Consider the following 19,555-nt stretch of genomic DNA (forward strand, 5'->3'; position numbering starts at 1 on the left):
CGTGATCGCCGGCCCCACCCCGGCCGAGGTGCTCGACCGCTACACCCGGCTCACCGGCCGGCCGGCGGTGGTGCCGGCCTGGTCGTACGGTCTGTGGCTCTCGACCAGTTTCACCACCGACTACGACGAGGCCACCGTCACGGGCTTCATCGATGGAATGGCCGAGCGCGGCCTGCCGCTCAGCGTGTTCCATTTCGACTGCTTCTGGATGCGCGAGTTCAACTGGTGCGACTTCGAGTGGGATCCCCGCACCTTCCCCGACCCCGAGGGGATGCTGGCCCGCCTGCACAAGAAGGATCTGCACCTCTGCGTGTGGATCAACCCGTACATCGGGCAGCGGTCTCCGCTCTTCGCCGAGGCCAAGGCGGCCGGCTACCTCGTGAAGCGCCCCGACGGGAGCGTCTGGCAGTGGGACCTGTGGCAGGCGGGGATGGCCCTCGTCGACTTCACCAATCCGGATGCGACGCGCTGGTACCAGGGAAAGCTGCGCCATCTGCTCGACCAGGGGGTCGACTGCTTCAAGACCGACTTCGGCGAACGCATCCCGACGGAGGTGGACTACTTCGACGGCTCCAGCCCCGAGCGCATGCACAACTGGTACACGCAGCTCTACAACCAGGCCGTCTTCGACGTGCTCGAGGAGGCCCGCGGCGTCGGCGACGCCGTCCTCTTCGCCCGTTCGGCGACCACCGGCGGCCAGACCATGCCTGTGCACTGGGGCGGCGACTCCACCTCGACCTACGAGTCGATGGCCGAGACGCTGCGCGGCGGTCTGTCGCTGGCGTTCAGCGGCTTCGGCTTCTGGAGCCACGACATCGGCGGTTTCGAGGGAACGCCGGACGCCGGCGTGTTCAAGCGGTGGACGGCCTTCGGCCTGCTCTCCAGCCACAGCCGCTTTCACGGCAGTGACTCCTATCGGGTGCCGTGGGCCTTCGACGAGGAGGCGGTGGAGGTGACCCGCATCTTCACGAAGCTCAAGCTGAGACTCATGCCGTACCTGTACGCGGCGGGCATCGAGGCATCCGAGAAGGGGACTCCCGTCCTCAGGCCGATGCAGCTGGAGTTCCCGGAGGACCCGGCCGTCGGCCATCTCGACGGCCAGTACCTGCTCGGGCCGGACCTGCTCGTCGCGCCCGTCTTCAACGCCGAGGGTGTGGCGGAGTTCTACCTGCCTGCCGGCAGCTGGACCAACTACTGGACGGGCGAGGTCGTCGCCGGAGGAGGCTGGCGGCGCGAGACCCATGGCTTCACAAGCCTGCCGCTCTACGTGCGCGACGGCGCGGTGCTGGCCGTCGGCGCCCGCGAGGACCGTCCGGACTACGATTACCTGGACGGGCTCACACTCGAGGTCTATCCGGCATCGCTCCCGGAGAACATCGACGGCAGCAGAGAGATCGTGGTGACCACCCCGACGGGTGACACCGCGGTGTTCACGGTCGAGAGGACATCCGACCGTCTGCGCGTGAGTTCTGCGACCGCGCGAGAGTGGTCCGTCCGGGTGATCGGCGCCGATGCCGTCACGACGACAACGGGAGAGGCAGAAATACAGTTATGAGCTCAGGCAACGCGGACTACCGGGACTCCGGTCTCGTCTTTCCCGAGGACTTCGTCTTCGGTGCGGCCACCGCCAGCTACCAGATCGAGGGCGCCTGGAACGAGGATGGCCGCGGTGTCTCCATCTGGGACACCTTCAGCCACACTCCCGGTCGGATCTCCGACGGCGCGAACGGCGACGTCACCGACGATCACTATCACCGGCTCGAGGAGGACCTGGACCTCATGAAGCGGCTGGGCCTTCAGGCCTACCGGTTCTCGATCTCCTGGCCCCGCATCGTCCCGACCGGCTCTGGCGAGGTCAACCAGGCGGGCATCGACTTCTACTCGAGGCTCGTCGACGGCCTCATCACCCGCGGTATCACGCCCATCGCGACCCTGTATCACTGGGACCTGCCGCAGCCGCTCGAGGACAAGGGCGGCTGGGTCAATCGTGAGACCGCCTACCGCTTCGAGGAGTACACCCGGGTCATCGGGGCAGCGCTCGGCGACCGGGTGCAGATCTGGACGACGCTCAACGAGCCGTGGTGCTCCGCGTATCTCGGTTACGGCTCCGGCGCTCACGCCCCGGGACGCACCGACGGCGCGGACGCGCTGGCAGCGGTGCACCACCTCAACTTGGCGCACGGGCTCGGTCTCAGTGCACTGAGGGCCGTCGTGTCGAACGACCCGCAGTACTCGGTCACCCTCAACCTGCATGCCCTGCGCGGCGTCGGCGAGACGGGAGCGGAGGCCGTGCGGCAGATCGACGCCCTCGGCAACCGTGCCTTCACCGGGCCGATGCTGCACGGCGCCTACCCGCAGGACCTGCTCGACGACACCGCGTCCATCACCGACTGGGGCTTCGTTCAGGAGGGTGACCTCGAGATCATCCACCAGCCGATCGACGTGCTCGGCATCAACTACTACTCGACCAACGCCGTGCGCATCTGGGATGGCGTCAGTGAGCGGGTCAGCGCGGACGGCCACAAGCCGTCGGCGGGGAGCGCGTGGCCGGGGGCGGACCGCGTGGAGTTCGTGCAGCAGGACGGCCCGTACACGGAGATGGGCTGGAACATCGCGCCGGACGGCTTCGAGCAGCTGCTCAGGGACGTCCACGCCGAGTTCCCCGATCTGCCGTTGATGATCACAGAGAACGGCGCGGCCTTCGCCGACGTCGTGACCGACGGCGCGGTGCACGACCCGGAGCGCACCGACTACCTGCGTCGTCACCTCACCGCCGTGCACCGCGCCATGGAGGGCGGCGTCGACCTGCGCGGCTACATGGTCTGGTCGCTCATGGACAACTTCGAGTGGGCCTACGGCTTCAGCAAGCGGTTCGGCGTCGTCCGGGTCGACTACGACACCCTCGTGCGCACGGTCAAGGACAGCGGGCTCTGGTACTCCGAGTTGGTCAGAACGCACGTCATCCCGGAGTAGGTTGACGGGATGACGGAGAGCGCGCAGGCCGGGCGGGGCAACAGCAACGATCACGTCCGTCGGCACAACCTGTCGGTCATCCTCGGCCTCGTGCACCGCAGCAGGGGACTGTCCAGGTCGCAGCTGACCCGGCAGACCGGGCTCAACCGGTCGACGGTCGCGGCGCTCGTCGCCGAGCTCGTCGACCGGGAGCTGGTCGTCGAGGCCGAGCCGGACTCGAGCAACCAGGTCGGGCGCCCGAGCCCCATGGTCCGTCCGCATCCGCGCGCGGTCGGCATCGCGATCAACCCGGAGATCGATGCCGTCACCATCGGCGTGATCGGCCTCGGGGGCACCGTGCTGAGGCGGATCCGCCAGGCGACCGGGCATCCGCCGACCGTCGGCGAGGCGGTCGGCATCAGCGCGGGCGCCATCGAGGCGATGCGCGGGGAACTGGACTCGTACAGCATCGTCGGGATCGGCGTCGCCGTCCCCGGACTCGTGCGCACCCAGGACGGACTCGTCCGGCTCGCCCCGCATCTCGGCTGGGAGGACGAACCGTTCGCCGACCTGCTGCGCGAGGCGACGGGCTATCCGGTGCTCGCGGCGAACGACGCCCATCTGGGGGTCCTCGCGGAGAGCACCTTCGGCGCCGGCCGCGGGGTGACCGACATGATCTACCTGAACGGCGGGGCGAGCGGCATCGGCGGCGGGATCATCGCCGCGGGATCACCGCTCGGCGGGGTCGCCGGGTACGCGGGCGAGCTGGGCCACACCCAGGTCAACAGCGCCGGGATCGTCTGCCATTGCGGCGCGGTCGGATGCCTGGAGACCGAGGTGCGGCGCGAGCGCCTGCTGGCGTTGCTCGGACTGACCGACGCCGACGCCGACCAGTTCGAGGCGGCCCTCGTCGCCTCGACCGACCCGGCGGTTCTGGACGAGGTGCACCGCCAGCTCGGCTTCCTGGCCGTCGCCCTGCGCAACGCCATCAACACCCTCAATCCGGAGCTCATCGTCCTCGGCGGTTTTCTCGGGTCCCTCTACGAGGTCGCCCCAGAGCACCTCGACGAGTTGCTGGCGACACAACCGCTCAAGGCGTCGAGGGAGAGCGTGCGGGTCACCAGGGCGGAGCTCGGGCACGATCTGCTCATGATCGGCGCGGGCGAGCTGGCCTTCGAGCCGCTCATCGCCGATCCGGCCGGATTCGCCCTGGCGCAACGGGAGTGAGGGCGCGACGGACGTTCTCGCCGCCGGCTACGAGACGGACTTCGCCTTCTCGATGAGATCGGCGAGCTTGTTCATCTGCGCGGCCTGCGCGGTGTAGTTGAGCGCCGCGTCGATCCAGGGATAGACCTGGCCGGCTTTCAGCGCGGGGTCGTCGGCGAAGGTCGTCTGCTTCCTGAGGTCGGCGACCTGGTAGCCCTCGACGTTGACCAGGACCACGTCCCCGGTCATCATCTGGCCGGCGTTCTCCCAGCTGTACTTGTCCCAGTAGTACTCGCCGTCGGGGTGCAGGTCGGTGAGGTCGACTCCGAGGCTCTTGTAGAGCTGGGTAACCGGCTCGTCGTCCGGCTTGACGGCATAGACCCCGTCGGCGTCCGCATACATCTGGGTGACCTCGATGTCGGGGTGGGCTTTCGCCGCGGCGGTGAGGCGCGCCGCCGCGGTGTCGAACCTCTTCTTCGCCGCGGCGATCGTGGAGGCCTTCGCCCCGAGGCGCTCGGCGAGTTTCACGTTCGCGTCGATGACGTCCTGGCCGGCGCCGCCGACCTCCACGGTGGCGATGGGCGCGATCGCCTGAAGCTGCTTCTGCTGCTCGAGGTCGTTGATCCCGTAGTCGGGTTGGGTCGTGTCGAGGGTGCCCTTGCGATCGGTGGGGTAGATGCCGGTGACGATGAGATCGGGTTTCGCGGCCGCGAGCTTCTCGAGGTCGATCTCGCCGTAGCTGTTGCCCACGATCGTCGTCTTCGAGAGGTCGTATCCGGCGAAACGCGAGTCGGTCTTCACCGGAACCCTGCCGAAGATCGCGACCGGTGTGATGCCGTAGCTGAGCAGCGTGAGCGCCTGGTCCGCGAACGCCGCGACCCGCGTCGGCGTGTGGTCGACGCGAACCTTCGTGCCGATGGCGTCGCTGTAGACCCAGGCGTCGGAGGAGCCGGTCGCGGACGGTCCCGAACCGGGCGACGAGCATCCGGCCAGCACCAGGGCGACGGCGAGCAGCGAGGCGAACAGGGCGAAGGGGCGGCGCGCGGCCGGAGAAGACACCATGGCCTAAGGGTAGCCTAACCTAACCTCAACCTGTCAAGCCCGATGTGGGGCGGGCTCGCGCGGGACGACCAGCGGAGTCCCCGTCGCGGGGTCGCTGATCACCATCGCGTCGAGGTCGAAGGCATGGCGCAGCACCGGGGGAGTGAGCACGTCCCAGGGGGCTCCGTCGGCCAGCACCCGTCCGTCGCCGAGGACGACGAGACGGTCGGAGAATCGGGCCGCGAGGCTGAGGTCGTGCAGCACCATGACGACGGTGGTCGTGCGTTCGCTGTTCATCGAACGGACGAGCCGCAGCACCTCGAGCTGGTGGCTCAGGTCGAGGAAGGTGGTCGGCTCGTCCAGGAGCACGACCGCGGTCTGCTGCGCGAGCACGAGCGCGATCCAGGCGCGCTGTAACTGGCCACCGGAGAGGGAGGCCGCGTCACGGTCCGCCAGCTCGGCGACCCCCGTCGCCGCGAGGGCCTCGTCGACGGCCGCCGCATCGGCCGGGGTCCACGGCTTGAGCAGGCTCTGGTGCGGATGCCGCCCCCGCGACACGAGGTCGCGCACGCTGGTCGCGGACGGCATGAGCGGTTTCTGCGGCAGGATCGCGAGTCGGCGCGCGATCGCCCGGGTGGACTGGCCCCTGATGGGTTCCCCATCGAGCAGCACGGCGCCGGCGCGCGGTGTCAGCAGCCGAGCGAACGCCTTGAGCAGCGTCGACTTTCCGCTACCGTTCGCGCCGATCAGGGTCGTCACCGAACCCCGCTCGACGCCCAGGTCGAGGTGTTCGAAGACGACGGCGCGCTCGTAGGCCAGCGTGAGGTCACGTGCCTCCAGCGCGAGCGTCGGGATGTGTGTCATGAGGTCCCCTCCTGGGAGCGGTGTCGCGTGATCAGCCAGATGAGGTAGGGCGCGCCGACGATCGCCGTGATGATCCCGACGGGCACCTCCCAGGGGAAGACGGCGCGGCCGACGAGGTCGGCGATGACAACGAGGGAGGCGCCGAGCAGGGCGGATGCCGCGAGCGGCGGCCGGCCCCGTCGTGCGAGCCTGGCGGCGACCTGGGGGGCGACGAACGCCACAAAATCCACGGGACCGCTTGCGGACACCGCCGCGGAGGTCAGCACGACAGCGCACGCGATCACGATGAGGCGGTGGCGTTGCAGGGCGACCCCGAGGCCGACGGACAGGTCATCGCCGAGGCCGCTCACCTCGAGCGCGGGGGACTGGGCGGCGGCGATCGGCGCGACGACGACGAGGACAACGAGCACGGGCCAGATGCTTGTCCAGGAGATGCCGGCCAGGCTTCCCGCCAGCCAGTGTGCGGCGGCGGACGCCTGGGTGATCTGCGCCTGGACGAGCAGGTAGCTCGTGACGCCGGTGAGCGCCGCCGTCGCGCCGATGCCGATGAGGATGAGCCGATAGCTGTCGACCCCGCCCCGCCAGGACAGCCCATAGACGACGGCGGACGTTGCCAGCCCGAAGACGGTGGCCACCACCGGGATGCCGAACCCGAGCAGGCTCGCCCCGACCGCGTAGCCGCCGCCACCGATGACGATCGTCACGACGGCACCGACCGCGGCGCCGGACGTCACACCGAGGATGTCGGGGGTGGCGAGCGGGTTGCGGGAGAAGGTCTGGGTGAGCGCCCCCGCGAGACCCAGGCACGCCCCCACCAGCAGCGCACACACCACGCGGGGCAGCCGGAAGGTCAGCACGATGAACTGCTGTGTCGGGTCGGCGGCTCCGACCAGCGCGCGCATGACGTCCCCGATCGGAAGGGTCGTCGAACCGATCGCGACGGCGATCACGGCCACGACGAGCACGACGACCGCGGACAGGACGGTGACGGTCGCCGTGCGCGAGCGGGGGCGCATCCGCGATCGGGTTGGCGTCTCGGACCGCGCGGTCACAGCGCCGCCATCCGACCGTGGCGCACGATGGCGACGAACGCGACGCCGCCGATCACCGAGAGCACCACTCCAACCGAGACCTCCGCGAGTCCGCCGATCAGCCGCCCGATCACGTCGCTCGCGAGCAGCACCAGCGCCCCGATGACGGCCGACATCGGCAGGAGTCGCGCATGACGACCACCGACCATCCGGCGCGCGATGTGCGGCGCTGTGAGTCCGATGAACCCGATCGGCCCCGTGACGGCGACGGATGCCGCGGTGAGGAGGGTGATGGCGCCGAGGCCGACGAGCCGCGCTCGCAGCAGGCTCTCCCCGAGCCCGCGTGCCATCTCGGCGCCGAGGGCGAGCGAATCGAGCGAGCGGGTGTTGACGGCGGCGAGCAGCAGGCCGATGGCGACGAAGGCGAGCACGATCCCGAGGTCGTCGAGACGGCGGCCGGAGAGCGAACCGACCACCCACACCCGATAGGCCGCGAGGGTCGTCTGATCGCTGAGGACGAGGAACGACGTCACCGCAGCGAAGAGCGCCGACACGGCCGTGCCCGCGATGGCCAACGGAACGGGACTGGCCAACCCCCGTCCCAGGGCCGCGACGGAGAACACGACGATGCTCGCGGCGACCGCCCCGACGAGGGCGAGCAGCAGGACGACGGTCGTCGAGGTGGTGTGCAGCGTGTAGACGCCGATGACGACGGCGAGGCTGGCCCCCGCCGAGACGCCGAAGAGCCCCGGGTCGGCGAGCGGGTTGCGGGTCTGGCCCTGCATGACCGCGCCGGCGATCCCGAGGCACGCCCCGACGAGGGCCCCCAGCACTGTGCGCGGCACCCGTGAGCCCCAGACGATCGCACCGGCATCCTCCGTCGGGTGCAGCAGACGATCGATCACGGTGCCGAGTCCCAGGTGATTGCTGCCGAGGGCGAGACTGGCGAACGCGACCAGCACGACCCCGGCGACGGCCGCCAGGACGAGCCACGGGGTGTGACGAGTGCGGGGAAGGGGGCCGGATGAGGTCACTCGGTTAGCTTAGGCTGCCCTAACATGGTTGTGTGACTCGACACCCGCGCCTGATGCCGAACGACCCGCGGACCTTCGAGGCTCGTGTCGCCCGCACGCGCCGGCTCAGCCGCTCCTTCCAGCGGGTGACCCTCGCGGGCGGTGATCTCGACGAGTTCTCCTACGCGGGGTTCGATCACTGGTTCCGGCTCTTCATCCCCCGGGCGCCGGGTGCGCCATTCGAGTTGCCCGGGGTCGTCGGGCGTTCCTGGTGGAAGCCGTATCTCGCCCTCGACGAGGCGGTGCGCCCGCACTGTGCCAACTACACCGTCGCCGAGGTGCGGGCGACGGATGCCGGGGTCGAGTTGGACATCGACGTCGTGCTGCATTACGAGTCGGGAGAGCTCGCCGCGCCGGTGGCCAGGTGGGCGGCGACGGCCGAGGCGGGCTCGCCGGTGGCCATCCTCGATCAGGGGCTGATCTTCGACCCCGACATGGCGGCAGGGCCGGTGGTGATCGCCTGTGACGAGACGGGTCTTCCCGCCGTCCGGGGCATCCTGCGTCGGCTGGATCCCGAGGCACACGGGGTCGCGATCCTCGAGGTGCCGAGCGCAGACGACCGGTTCGAGCTCACCGCACCGGACGGCATCCGCGTCGACTGGATCGCGCGCGACGGCGATCATGCCGTGCCGGGCTCCGCCGCGCTCGCGGCGGTGCGCTCTCTGGGCGGCCTTCCCCCCGACAGCTACGCCTACGTCGTGGGAGAGTCGAGCCTCGCCACGGAGGGCCGCCGCGCGCTGCATCGCGCGGGCCTCCAGAAGTCCCGGATCGTCTTCTCGGGCTACTGGAAGCACAGCTCCGGCGCCGAGCTCGCGCAGTAGGGGAGCGGGAATGCCCTACGTCGGCGTCAACGGCGTCTCGGCCTACTTCGATATCACGGGGACGGGCGAGCCCGTGGTGTTCCTCCACGGCGGCTTCTGCTCGGCCGAGGTGATGCGCGACCTCTCGGAGCGGTTGTCCGGATACGCGGTTCATGCGCCGGAACGACCGGGACACGGGCGCACCCCCGACCGGGCCGGGCCGTACCACTATGACGACGGCGTGACGGACACCCTCGCCTTCATGGACACGCTGGGACTCTCATCCGTCCACGTCGTCGGGTTCAGCGACGGGGCGAACATCGGTCTGCTCCTCGCGCTCGCGCACCCCGAGCGGGCTCGTTCGCTGGTGCACATCAGCGGCAACCTCCGGCCGGGAGACGACGTCTACCGGCCGGAGCCGGAGCAGCACGGCGCCATGCCCTCGAGCGAAGCGGACCGCGTCGCGCTCGAATACGACAGCCTGTCCCCGGACGGTCCCGGGCACGCGGACGAGGTGCTGCAGCGGATCCGGCACATGTGGGACACCGAGCCCCAGATCGATCCCGAGGCCCTGATGAGCCTTCGGATGCCCGTGCTGGTCATGGCGGGCGACGGAGACCTCATCGCGCGCGATCACACGGAGCTCATCCGGCACAGCATTCCGCACGCGCGGCTGGCGATCGTTCCCGGGACCTCGCACATGCTCGTGCGGGAACGACCGGACGAGGTCGGGCGGATCGTTCAGGGGTTCCTCGACGGGATCCGCTCCTGAGGGCATGAAGTCGACCCGCCAGTCGGCCGCCGCCGGACCGCCCCGGACCCGCACGAGAGGGGTCACGATGTCGTTAGGCTTGGAGAAGGCTGTCAATCAGCAGACAGTCTCCCCTCCCTTGGCGTCGCCCCGTTCGGCACGGTGCCGCGCCCCGTCATCACACCCTGCAAGGACCATTCGTGACCACCGTTGTGCATCCCGGCGATTCGCTGACCTCCCGGCAGCGGCTGGTCTACATCATCGTTCTCGGCGCGCTCACCGCACTCGGGCCGTTCACGATCGATCTCTACCTGCCCGCCTTCCCCGCGCTGCAGCAGGACCTGCACGTCACGCCGGCGGCGATCCAGCTCACCCTGACGGCGACGACCATCGGCTTCGGCCTCGGCCAGCTGCTCGTCGGGCCCTGGAGCGACAGGGTGGGCAGAAGATACCCGCTCATCATCGCGAGCCTGGTTCATGTCGCGGCCAGCCTCGGGGCGGCTCTGGCCCCGAACATCGTCCTGCTCGGAAGCTTCCGGATGCTGCAGGGCATGGGAGCGGCGGCCGGCGGTGTGGTCGCGATGGCGCTCGTGCGGGACCTGTTCGGCGGGGTCCCCCTCGTCAAGATGCTCTCCCGCCTCGCCCTGGTGAACGGGCTCGCCCCCGTCGTCGCACCGGTGATCGGCTCGCAACTGCTCCGTTTTGTCGACTGGCGCGGCATCTTCGTCTTCCTCATCGTCTATGGCATCGTCGTCGTGCTCGCCGCGGTCTTCTTCATCGTGGAGACCCTCCCGCCGGAACGCAGGCGCGACCTGGGGCACAGCACAGCGAGGGCACGATACGGGGCGATCTTCGGCGACCGGATCTTCGTCGGCGTCGCCATCATCGCCGGCATGAGCTTCTCCGGCCTCTTCGCCTACCTGTCGTCGTCCTCGTTCCTCTTCCAGGAGGTCTACGGACTCAGCGCTCAGCAGTTCGGCCTCCTGTTCGCCGTGAACTCGGTCGGCATCATCATCGGTGTGCAGACCAGTTCGCGGTTGGCCAGGACCATCGGGCCGCAGTGGATCCTCGCCTGGTCGACGGCGATGCTGCTCGCCTCCTCGATCGCCATCGTCGTGCTCGACTCGTTGCACGTCGGCCTGCTCGGCATCCTGATCCCGCTGTGGTTCTTCATCACGGCCTGCGGATTCGGTTTTCCGCTCGTTCAGGTGCTCGGGCTCATCAACCATCCCGGGGAGGCGGCGACCGCGGCATCCGTGCTCGGTGCGGTGAACTTCGGTCTCGCCGGACTGATCTCGCCCATCGTGGGCCTCTTCGGGATCCACAACGCGGTGCCGATGGGCTCCGTCATGGTGATCACCTCGGTCGCGTCGATCCTCGCGCTCTGGTTCATCGTGCGACCGAAGACGGTGCCCGCGCTCACGTCGTGAGCCGCGGCGTCATGACAACGTTGTAAAGTCGCACCAGACACGTGCGCTGGCGACGCGTGACGTGCCATGGGCCCACGGATGAGGAGTGATTGAGATGTCGATCACGATGCACGACGTCGCCAGGGTCGCCGGGGTGTCGATCAAGACCGTCTCCAACGTCATCAACGACTATCCGTACATCCGTCCGGATACCCGTCAGCGGGTTCTCGAGGCCATCGATTCGCTTGGCTATCGGCCCAATCTCTCCGCGCGAGGCCTGCGTTCCGGCCGCACCGGAGTGATCAGCCTCATCATCCCCGATCTGCGCAACGCCTACTTCGCCGAGTTGGCCGACGCCGTGATGCGGGCGGCGAAGGCCCAGGACCTCTCGGTGATCATCGAGCAGTCCGGTGACAGTCGCGAGACCGAGCTCGCCCTGTTGCGCGGCCCGCGGATGCAGATGGTCGACGGCATCCTGTACAGCGTGCTCGCGCTTGGTGAGGACGACGCCCACCTGCTGGACGACATCACGACTCCGATGGTGCTGCTGGGCGAGCGGATCTTCAACGGTCCGACCGACCACGTGACCATGCGGAACACCGAGGCCGCCAAGGCCGCGACGGAGCACCTGATCTCGTTGGGGCGCCGACGCATCGTCGCCCTCGGCGCGCACCACGGCGAGGTCATCGGTTCCGCCGGGCTGCGCCTCGCCGGCTATCGCGAGGCCCTGGCGGAGGCGGGCATCCCCTTCGACGATTCTCTCGTGGGTGAGGTCGGCGGCTGGTTCCGTTCGGGGGGTGCGGAGACGATGAGGCTCATCCTGGAGTCCGGCGTTCCGTTCGACGGCGTAGTCGCCTTCAACGACTCGATCGCCCTGGGGGCGATGCGGGTCATGCAGGAGGCCGGCAGGCGCATTCCGGACGATGTCGCGGTCATCGGCTTCGACGACATCGATGAGACGCGATACACCCTGCCGACCCTGTCCACGATCAATCCCGGTCGCGACGAGATCGCCGAGGTCGCGGTGCGTTTCCTGCTGGAGCGCATTCGGCAGCCCGCCGCAGACATCCCACCGCGTGAGTATCTCGCCTCCTTCGCTGTCGTGCCGCGCGAATCGACGGCCCTCGACCCGCGCTGACCGCCGCCTTCTGGAATCTGTCGCCTTCTTGAGGGATTCGGACAGCTGGAATTGCGAAACATGCACGCTTGCGCCAACGTTCCGCTGATTCGAATTCAGACGTTGACATCGGGGGCAGGCATCAATATTCTTTTCTACAACGTTTACCTACAACGTTGTAAAAAGTTGACTGTCGAGGATCGTGTCCCCTAGGGGACCACATTCGTCGACGCGATTGAATCGAGGAGGATTCGTTCGTGACGCTCATTTCACAGTCGAATCGTGCCGTGTCCTCCCTCGCATCCCACCCGGCATCTCTCCCTTCATCGGCCGATTTCATCGCCGCGTCGATGCAGCTGGATGTCGGTAGAGCACCCCAGTTCCAACCATCACAGAGCCGATCGGTCCTCGGCTCGCGCTGAGTTCCGCGGCCGCCGCTGCCGAACAAGGCAGTGGCTTAGACGAAGGTGTCTAGACACCGCGAAGGGAATCACAATGAAGCGAATTCTTGCCGTAGGAGGGGCGGCGGCCATCCTCGTCGCCGGCCTGACGGGCTGCTCGTCCGGCAGCAGCTCTGCATCGAGTTGCGCGAACAAGATCGTCAACCCGGACGCCAAGGTGGTGAGTGTCTGGGCCTGGTATCCCCAGTTCAAATCCGTCGTCAATCTGTTTAACAACTCTCACAAGAAGATCCAAATCTGTTGGACCAACGCGGGGGCGGGAAACGACGAGTACACGAAGTTCTCCACTGCAGTCGAGGCGGGGTCCGGCGCGCCGGATGTCGTCATGCTCGAAACGGAGGTCGTACAGAGCTACATCCCGCGCGACGCTCTGGTCGACCTGAATAAATATGGAGCCGCCTCGGTCAAGGACAACTACTCTGCGGGCGCTTGGGCAGACGAGTCCAGCGATGGCGGCGTGTACGCCATCCCTGTGGACGGCGGACCGGTCGGACTCCTCTATCGGAAGGATCTCTTCGACAAGTATGGGCTGACGGTCCCGACCACGTGGGAAGAGTACGCAGCGGACGCCCAGAAGTTGAAGGACGCGGGGACCAAGACTCTGATGACGGACTTCCCCGGCAACGGCCGTGCATATCAGCAGGCACTGTTCGCGCAGGCGGGCTCGACGCCTTATGTGATCGACGGAACCAATGTGACCATCGATCTCAACGACGCGGCGAGTAACAAGGTCCTCAGCTATTGGGAAGATCTGGTGTCCAAGAAGCTGGTTGGCACGGAGGATGCCTCGACGACTGACTACAACACCCATCTCGTCGACGGCACCTATGCATCCGTCATAGCCGCCGCATGGTTGCCCGGCTATCTGAAAGGCTTCGAAGGGGCCGACAAGGACGCTGTGTGGAAGGTGGCACCCATTCCGCAGTGGTCCGGGAGCGATCCCAAGCAGGTCAACATCGGCGGTTCGGCCTTCGCAGTTACGTCGCAGGCCAAGGACAAGAAGGCCGCTGCGACCGTAGCCAAGGAGATATTCGGTACGGAGGCGGCCTGGAAGGTCGGAATCGAGAAAGCGGCCCTCTTCCCGCTCTGGAAGCCGATCCTGGAGTCGGACTACTTCAGCAACCTCAAGTACGACTTCTTCGGGGGTCAGCAGATCAACAAGGATGTCTTCCTGAACGCCGCCACGGAATACAAGGGTTTCCAGGTGAGTCCGTTCCAGAACCTCGCCTACGACAAGCTCACAGAGGCGGTGAACGCGGCGAACAGCGGCAAGAAGACGCCGAGTGAGGTTCTTGCGGCCTATCAGAAGGCGGTCGTGGACTACGCGAAGACCCAGGGATACACCGTCAAATAATCCATCCGGCACGGGGCGGCCGCTGGCCGGTCGCCCCGCACGCTCTTCCTACAGCTTCAGCGAAAGGTAGCTTGTGTCCATCATCACGGCACCGAGGTCCGGCGTAGCGAGCACGGCCGGCCGCGGCGATCCAACGTCTTCACGGCGAGTGTCCCGGCGACGCGCACGGTGGGGCTGGTTGTTCGTTGCGCCGTTCGCAGTCTTCCTAGCGGTCTTCCTGATCGCCCCGCTTGTCTATGCCTTTGTCCTCAGCCTCCAGAACAAGACGGTCGCAACCGGCACTCATTGGGTGGGATTCGCCAACTACGCTAAGGCGTTCACTGACCCGCTCTTTCTCGACGGCGTCTGGTTGGTTGTCAGGTTTGCCCTCATTCTCATTCCGATCCAGATGGCAGTGTCGATCGTCGCGGCCCTCCTCCTCGACGCGCTGACCACACGCTTCTCTCGGTTCTCTCGTCTGATGATCTTCGTGCCGTACGCGGTGCCCGCGGTCATCGGTGCGCTCATGTGGGGCTTTCTCTACAGCCCGAGCTTCGGTCCCGCCGCAGATATAGCAGGGTGGTTCGGGCTTCCAGCTCCGCATTTGCTGTCGGTGAGCAACGTTTTCGGATCGCTGGTGAATGTCGTGACCTGGCAGTGGGCGGGCTACTACATGATCATCATCTATGCGGCGCTGCAGGGAGTGGATCCGGAGCTCTATGAGGCGGCGCGTATCGACGGGGCGAACGCGTGGCAGACGGCGCTTCGCATCAAGATCCCGATGATCTACTCGTCGCTGGTGCTCATTCTGGTCTTCGCCCTCATCGGAACGCTGCAGTTCTTCACGGAACCGCAGATCTTGAGAAGTCTCGCCTCGGGGTCGATCACGTCCTCCTACACGCCCAACATCTATGCGTACACGCTGGCGTTCTCCTATTCGCAATTCAATTACGCATCGGCGATCTCGTTCGCGCTGGGGCTGGTGGTCTTCATCGGCTCGTATATATTCCTGCTTGCCACGAGAAAGAAGAGTGGTCTCTCATGATGACAGCTCTCGTCAGTCCGGCCTCTACGAGGGCTAACCGTCGCACCGATCGTGCACGAGGACGAGGCATCCGGGGTGGACGTCAGGTCGTTCCGCACATCGTCCTCGGGGCGTTCATCGTCTATTTCGCTCTTCCGTTCTGGTGGCTTCTCGTCGCGTCGACCAAGAGCCAGGTGACCCTCTTTGATGGGAAGACCAACCCGCTGTGGTTCGGTCATTTCGACTTCATCGCCAATATCGAGTCGTTGTTCACCTATTCCGGAGGCATCTACTGGCATTGGCTCGGCAATTCCTTTCTCTATGCCTTCACGGGGGGACTGGGCGCCACGGTGCTTTCGGTATTTGCCGGTTACGGTTTCGCGATGTATCCGTTCCGCGGGCGCGGGCCGTTCTTCTCCCTGTTGCTTGGTTCGGTGATGGTGCCGGTTACCGCTCTCGTCATCCCCCTGTTCGTCATGTTCAGCAGCGTGCATCTCACGAACACGGTCTGGGCGGTCATTCTTCCATCGATGCTCAACCCGTTCGCTGTCTATCTCATGCGCGTTTACACCCAGGACGCGATCCCTGAACCGATGGTGGACGCCGCGAGAATGGACGGCGCCGGCGAGCTCCGCATTTTCTTCCAGGTCTCCCTCCCTCTGCTTCGTCCGGCTCTCGTGACCGTTCTGTTGTTGTCTGTCGTCGGCACCTGGAATAACTATTTCCTTCCGCTCGTCATGCTGTCGAACACGCAGTTGTTCCCGGTCACGGTTGGCCTCGGAGCCCTACAGACGCAGGCCGGAGTCAATACCGGCGGCCAATCGCTGTGGAACATCGTCATTACGGGCGCCCTGATCTCGGTCATCCCGCTGATCGCGTCCTTCCTGTCCCTGCAGAAATATTGGCAAGGGGGGCTGTCTCTGGGCAGTGTCAAATAGCGCATTAGTCTGCGTTCTCCAGCAGTACGTCGCCGGGTCGTCGTGTGATTCAGCGAAACAATTCATTCAGTTCTCAGAGAAGGAAACATCATGTCCGATGCCCAGATCGCTCTCGATCTCACCGCGATCGTCGCACCCGTCAACCGCCGTCTGTTCGGCTCATTCGTCGAGCACCTGGGGCGCTGTGTCTACGACGGCATCTACGAGCCGACCCATCCGACGGCCAACGAGGACGGGTTCCGACTCGATGTCGTCGACCTGGTACAGGAGCTGGGATCGAGCACGATCCGCTATCCGGGCGGGAACTTCGTCTCCGGATACCGCTGGGAGGATGGTGTCGGGCCGCGGTCCGAGCGGCCGAAACGACTCGACCTCGCCTGGCACTCGCTGGAGACGAACGAAGTGGGTCTCGACGAGTTCGCCCGCTGGTGCAAGCTGACCGGCAGCGAGCTCATGATGGCGGTCAACCTGGGGACCCGGGGCGTGCTTGAGGCACTCGACGTGCTCGAGTATGCCAACCACCCGGGCGGCACCGCGCTCTCCGACCTGCGCGCCGCGAACGGCTCGCCCGAACCATACAATGTGCGCATGTGGTGCCTCGGCAACGAGATGGACGGCCCGTGGCAGATCGGCCACATGAACGCCGAGGACTACGGGAAACTGGCCGCGCGCACGGCCTCGGCCATGAAGATGGTGGATCCGAAGCTCGAGCTCGTGGTGTGCGGGTCCTCCGGCTCCTCCATGCCCACCTTCGGGGAGTGGGAGCGCGTCGTGCTGGAGCACAGCTACGAGTCGGTCGACTATGTTTCCTGCCACGCCTACTACCAGGAGCGCAAGGGCGACCTGGGGAGCTTCCTGGCCTCGTCCCTCGACATGGAGTACTTCATCGCCACGGTCGTCACGACCGCCGATCACGTGAAGAACAAGCTGCACAGCACGAAGACGGTCAATCTGTCCTTCGACGAATGGAACATCTGGTACCTCGACGAGCACAACGAGTCCGGGGTCATCACCGAAGGATGGCCGTACGCCCCCCGTCTGCTGGAGGACGTGTACACAGTGGCGGACGCCGTCGTGCTCGGCAATCTGCTGATCACCCTCCTCAAGAACAGCGATCGGGTCACCTCCGCCTCGCTCGCCCAGCTGGTCAACGTGATCGCGCCCATCATGACCGAGCCGAACGGCGATGCCTGGCGGCAGACCACGTTCTTCCCCTTTGCGGCCACGAGCCGGCTCGCGAAGGGAGAGGTGATCAAACCCAGGATCACGACGGCGCAGTATGAGACGGATGTGTACGGACCGGCGGATCTGGTCGACTCCGTCGCGACCTTCGACAGGACGTCGGGCACCGGAGCGGTCTTCCTCGTGAACCGCGACCAGCACGAATCGCGCACCGTGGAGATCGACGCGACCGCTCTCGGGGCCACCGGCATCCTGGAGGCATTGACGCTGTCCGACGACGACGTCTATGCGAAGAACACGCGCGACGATCAAGATCGGGTGGGGCTCGTCGACAACGGATCGGCGGGGGTCGTGGAGGGAACGATCACGGTCACCCTTCCGCCGGTCTCGTGGACCGCTCTCTCGTTTGCATAGCCCTGGCTCTTCTGCTGAACGGTGGTGCAACATCCGCGACTTCACCGACATCGGCCTGGCCCTGACCGACCCCTGGAGCGCATCCATCAGCTGAGACGGAAGCGATTGAGCGGCGGGATGGCGCTCAGCGCGGCCGATGAATGAGTGCTCGGTCGGGGATGGTGTCCATCGGCAGTGTCGACCGGCTAGCTTGGGAGCCATGAGAATCCTCCTGGTCGGCGCCGGCGGGGTCGGGGATGCGATCGCCAAGATCGCCGCTCGCCGCCGCTTCTTCGAGACAATGATCGTCAGTGACTACGACCTCTCCCGCGCCGAGCGGACCATGGCCTGGATCGAGTCGAGGCACGGCCCGCAGCGGGGGCGCTTCGTCGCCGCCCGGATCGACGCCTCCGACCCGGACGGTGTGGCGGCCCTCGCCCGCGAGCACCGGGTGACCCACGTCATGAACGCGGTCGAGCCGAAGTTCGTGCCGACGGTCTTCGCCGGGGCGCTCGCCGCCGGCGCCGACTACCTCTACATGGCGATGAGCCTGTCCGAGCCGCACCCGAGTGACCCCTACCGGCTGACGGGCATCAAACTGGGTGACGACCAGTTCGCCCAGGCCTCCGACTGGGAGCGTGCCGGTCGCCTCGCCCTCGTCGGGATGGGCGTGGAACCGGGGCTCAGCGATGTCTTCGCGCGATACGCCGCCGATCACCTCTTCGGGCAGATCGACGAGCTGGGCGTCCGCGACGGCGCCAACCTGGTGGTCCGCGACGAGAGGGGCGAGGAGATCTTCGCCCCCTCCTTCAGCATCTGGACCACGATCGAGGAATGCCTGAACCCTCCCGTGATCTGGGAGCGGGACCGCGGCTGGTACACGACGGAGCCGTTCAGCGAGCCGGAGGTCTTCGAGTTCCCCGAGGGGATCGGCGCGGTGGAGTGCGTGAACGTCGAGCACGAGGAGGTGCTGCTCATGCCGCGCTGGCTGGACGCCAAGCGGGTGACCTTCAAGTACGGCCTCGGCGACGAGTTCATCGGCGTTCTGCGCACCCTGCACCGGCTCGGCCTGGACAAGACCGATCCGGTGACCGTGCGTTCCGCCGTCGGTCCCGTTCGGGTGGCCCCGCGCGATGTCGTCGCGGCAGGCCTGCCCGATCCGGCGAGCATCGGACCGCGGATGACCGGCAAGACCTGTGCGGGCCTCTGGGTCACCGGCACCGGTCTCGACGGCTCACCTCGGTCGGTGTACCTCTATCACGTCGCCGACAACGCCTGGACGATGGGAGAGTACGACGCGCAGTGCGTCGTCTGGCAGACCGCGCTGAGCCCGGTCATCGCGCTGGAGCTGCTCGCCTCGGGTGCCTGGTCGGGCACCGGGGTCAGCGGTCCGGAGGCCTTCGACGCCGAGGTGTTCCTCGAGCTCATGGCCCGGCCGGAGGCCGACGGCGGTTACGGCCAGGCCTGGGGGATCGAGGAGCGCTAGGCCTCGGCTCGAGCCATCGGGCCCCGCCGGGATAGCGGGCACGCAGCTCGCGCCGGGTGAGTGCATCCGGGGGTGTCTCGAGCGGGGAGTCGATGGCGAGGGCGATGGCACGCATGGACTCCTCCCTCCAGAAGATGCCGGACAGCCGCAGCACCCGGTTGTCGTGCCGGTCCAGCACGAGCAGCTGGGGCAGGGTGTCGGTTGACGACGTCCGATAGACCTGGGCGAGCACCATGCCCTTGATGTCCGCGAAGGGGTGGACCACCCGGCGTCCGAACGCTCCGCGCTTGACGATGGATGTCGCGGTGACCTCGACGAAGGCCCCTCGGAACAGGGCGAGCGCCGGGACGCACAGCAGGAGGAGCAGCGCCTCGCCGACGACGGCGATCGGCCAGCGGCCGGTCGGGATGCCCAGGAGGAGCAGCCCGCCGAGGATGGGCAGGGGCACCACGACGCAGAGAAGGAGAGCGGTGCGGATGAGCTCCCGCCTCGGT

At 67.0% G+C, this 19,555-nt stretch carries 17 protein-coding genes; 12 read left to right on the forward strand and 5 right to left on the reverse strand.

Annotated features, from left to right (window positions below; translation table 11 throughout):
• The 3 genes from yicI to VGC18_RS05810 form a co-directional block, all read left to right on the forward strand.
• Positions 1-1,555, forward strand: a 1,555-nt coding sequence (gene yicI, locus VGC18_RS05800; RefSeq protein WP_331095184.1) for an alpha-xylosidase, incomplete at its 5' end; no start/stop codon positions are given.
• On the forward strand, positions 1,552-2,973 hold the full coding sequence (locus VGC18_RS05805) for a GH1 family beta-glucosidase (protein WP_331095186.1): 1,422 nt from the start codon (positions 1,552-1,554) through the stop codon (positions 2,971-2,973). The genes yicI and VGC18_RS05805, both read left to right, overlap by 4 nt.
• 9 nt (positions 2,974-2,982) lie before the next feature.
• A complete protein-coding gene (locus tag VGC18_RS05810; protein ID WP_331095188.1) occupies positions 2,983-4,179 on the forward strand; it encodes an ROK family transcriptional regulator in 1,197 nt (398 codons plus the stop codon).
• A gap of 27 nt (positions 4,180-4,206) precedes the next feature.
• Here the strand turns inward: VGC18_RS05810 and VGC18_RS05815 are convergent, their stop codons facing one another.
• From VGC18_RS05815 to VGC18_RS05830, 4 genes are read right to left on the reverse strand one after another with little or no spacing between them, the layout of a single operon-like run.
• Positions 4,207-5,220 (reverse strand): ABC transporter substrate-binding protein, encoded by a 1,014-nt coding sequence (locus VGC18_RS05815; RefSeq protein ID WP_331095190.1) that lies wholly within the window; start codon positions 5,218-5,220, stop codon positions 4,207-4,209.
• A gap of 33 nt (positions 5,221-5,253) precedes the next feature.
• The gene (locus VGC18_RS05820; protein WP_331095192.1) at positions 5,254-6,063 is read right to left on the reverse strand and encodes an ABC transporter ATP-binding protein; all 810 of its coding nucleotides are present in this window, start codon (positions 6,061-6,063) and stop codon (positions 5,254-5,256) included.
• On the reverse strand, positions 6,060-7,115 hold the full coding sequence (locus VGC18_RS05825) for an iron ABC transporter permease (RefSeq protein ID WP_331095194.1): 1,056 nt from the start codon (positions 7,113-7,115) through the stop codon (positions 6,060-6,062). The genes VGC18_RS05820 and VGC18_RS05825 overlap by 4 nt, the downstream gene beginning before the upstream one ends.
• The gene (locus tag VGC18_RS05830) at positions 7,112-8,128 is read right to left on the reverse strand and encodes an iron ABC transporter permease (RefSeq protein ID WP_331095196.1); all 1,017 of its coding nucleotides are present in this window, start codon (positions 8,126-8,128) and stop codon (positions 7,112-7,114) included. The genes VGC18_RS05825 and VGC18_RS05830 overlap by 4 nt, the downstream gene beginning before the upstream one ends.
• Positions 8,129-8,160: 32 nt before the next feature.
• Here VGC18_RS05830 and VGC18_RS05835 point away from each other — a divergent pair, with 32 nt between their 5' ends.
• The 9 genes from VGC18_RS05835 (at position 8,161) to VGC18_RS05875 (ending at position 19,061) form a co-directional block, all read left to right on the forward strand.
• Complete coding sequence (locus VGC18_RS05835; RefSeq protein ID WP_331095198.1) at positions 8,161-8,988, forward strand: siderophore-interacting protein; 828 nt, start codon at positions 8,161-8,163, stop codon at positions 8,986-8,988.
• A 10-nt stretch (positions 8,989-8,998) separates the two neighbouring features.
• The gene (locus VGC18_RS05840) at positions 8,999-9,739 is read left to right on the forward strand and encodes an alpha/beta hydrolase (protein WP_331095200.1); all 741 of its coding nucleotides are present in this window, start codon (positions 8,999-9,001) and stop codon (positions 9,737-9,739) included.
• A 179-nt stretch (positions 9,740-9,918) separates the two neighbouring features.
• Complete coding sequence (locus VGC18_RS05845) at positions 9,919-11,148, forward strand: multidrug effflux MFS transporter (RefSeq protein ID WP_331095203.1); 1,230 nt, start codon at positions 9,919-9,921, stop codon at positions 11,146-11,148.
• 94 nt (positions 11,149-11,242) lie between these two features.
• Positions 11,243-12,265 (forward strand): LacI family DNA-binding transcriptional regulator, encoded by a 1,023-nt coding sequence (locus VGC18_RS05850; protein WP_331095205.1) that lies wholly within the window; start codon positions 11,243-11,245, stop codon positions 12,263-12,265.
• Between the two features lie 474 nt (positions 12,266-12,739).
• Positions 12,740-14,059: an ABC transporter substrate-binding protein gene (locus VGC18_RS05855; protein ID WP_331095207.1), complete on the forward strand. Its 1,320-nt coding sequence runs from the start codon at positions 12,740-12,742 to the stop codon at positions 14,057-14,059.
• Positions 14,060-14,132: 73 nt separating this feature from the next.
• Positions 14,133-15,083, forward strand: a complete 951-nt coding sequence (locus VGC18_RS05860) for a sugar ABC transporter permease (RefSeq protein ID WP_331095210.1) — start codon at positions 14,133-14,135, stop codon at positions 15,081-15,083.
• The gene (locus VGC18_RS05865; protein WP_331095212.1) at positions 15,080-16,000 is read left to right on the forward strand and encodes a carbohydrate ABC transporter permease; all 921 of its coding nucleotides are present in this window, start codon (positions 15,080-15,082) and stop codon (positions 15,998-16,000) included. Before VGC18_RS05860 ends, VGC18_RS05865 begins: the two co-directional genes overlap by 4 nt.
• A 90-nt stretch (positions 16,001-16,090) precedes the next feature.
• Positions 16,091-17,596, forward strand: a complete 1,506-nt coding sequence (locus VGC18_RS05870; protein WP_331095214.1) for an alpha-N-arabinofuranosidase — start codon at positions 16,091-16,093, stop codon at positions 17,594-17,596.
• Positions 17,597-17,795: 199 nt separating this feature from the next.
• Complete coding sequence (locus VGC18_RS05875) at positions 17,796-19,061, forward strand: saccharopine dehydrogenase family protein (RefSeq protein WP_331095216.1); 1,266 nt, start codon at positions 17,796-17,798, stop codon at positions 19,059-19,061.
• On the opposite strand, the gene VGC18_RS05880 is transcribed toward VGC18_RS05875, so the two are convergent.
• A partial coding sequence (locus VGC18_RS05880) for a hypothetical protein (RefSeq protein WP_331095218.1) occupies positions 19,000-19,555 on the reverse strand: 556 nt, incomplete at its 5' end. The two genes, VGC18_RS05875 and VGC18_RS05880, sit on opposite strands and share 62 nt — an antisense overlap.

Origin of the sequence: Lacisediminihabitans sp. (assembly GCF_036404185.1) — a bacterium.
Taxonomy (GTDB): Bacteria; Actinomycetota; Actinomycetes; order Actinomycetales; family Microbacteriaceae; genus Lacisediminihabitans.

Coding starts and splice junctions, on each gene's coding strand:
- VGC18_RS05805 (WP_331095186.1), top strand. CDS start 1,552: ATGAGCTCAGGCAACGCGGACTACCGGGACTCCGGTCTCGTCTTTCCC.
- VGC18_RS05810 (WP_331095188.1), top strand. CDS start 2,983: ATGACGGAGAGCGCGCAGGCCGGGCGGGGCAACAGCAACGATCACGTC.
- VGC18_RS05815 (WP_331095190.1), bottom strand. CDS start 5,220: ATGGTGTCTTCTCCGGCCGCGCGCCGCCCCTTCGCCCTGTTCGCCTCG.
- VGC18_RS05820 (WP_331095192.1), bottom strand. CDS start 6,063: ATGACACACATCCCGACGCTCGCGCTGGAGGCACGTGACCTCACGCTG.
- VGC18_RS05840 (WP_331095200.1), top strand. CDS start 8,999: ATGCCCTACGTCGGCGTCAACGGCGTCTCGGCCTACTTCGATATCACG.
- VGC18_RS05850 (WP_331095205.1), top strand. CDS start 11,243: ATGTCGATCACGATGCACGACGTCGCCAGGGTCGCCGGGGTGTCGATC.
- VGC18_RS05855 (WP_331095207.1), top strand. CDS start 12,740: ATGAAGCGAATTCTTGCCGTAGGAGGGGCGGCGGCCATCCTCGTCGCC.
- VGC18_RS05865 (WP_331095212.1), top strand. CDS start 15,080: ATGATGACAGCTCTCGTCAGTCCGGCCTCTACGAGGGCTAACCGTCGC.
- VGC18_RS05870 (WP_331095214.1), top strand. CDS start 16,091: ATGTCCGATGCCCAGATCGCTCTCGATCTCACCGCGATCGTCGCACCC.
- VGC18_RS05875 (WP_331095216.1), top strand. CDS start 17,796: ATGAGAATCCTCCTGGTCGGCGCCGGCGGGGTCGGGGATGCGATCGCC.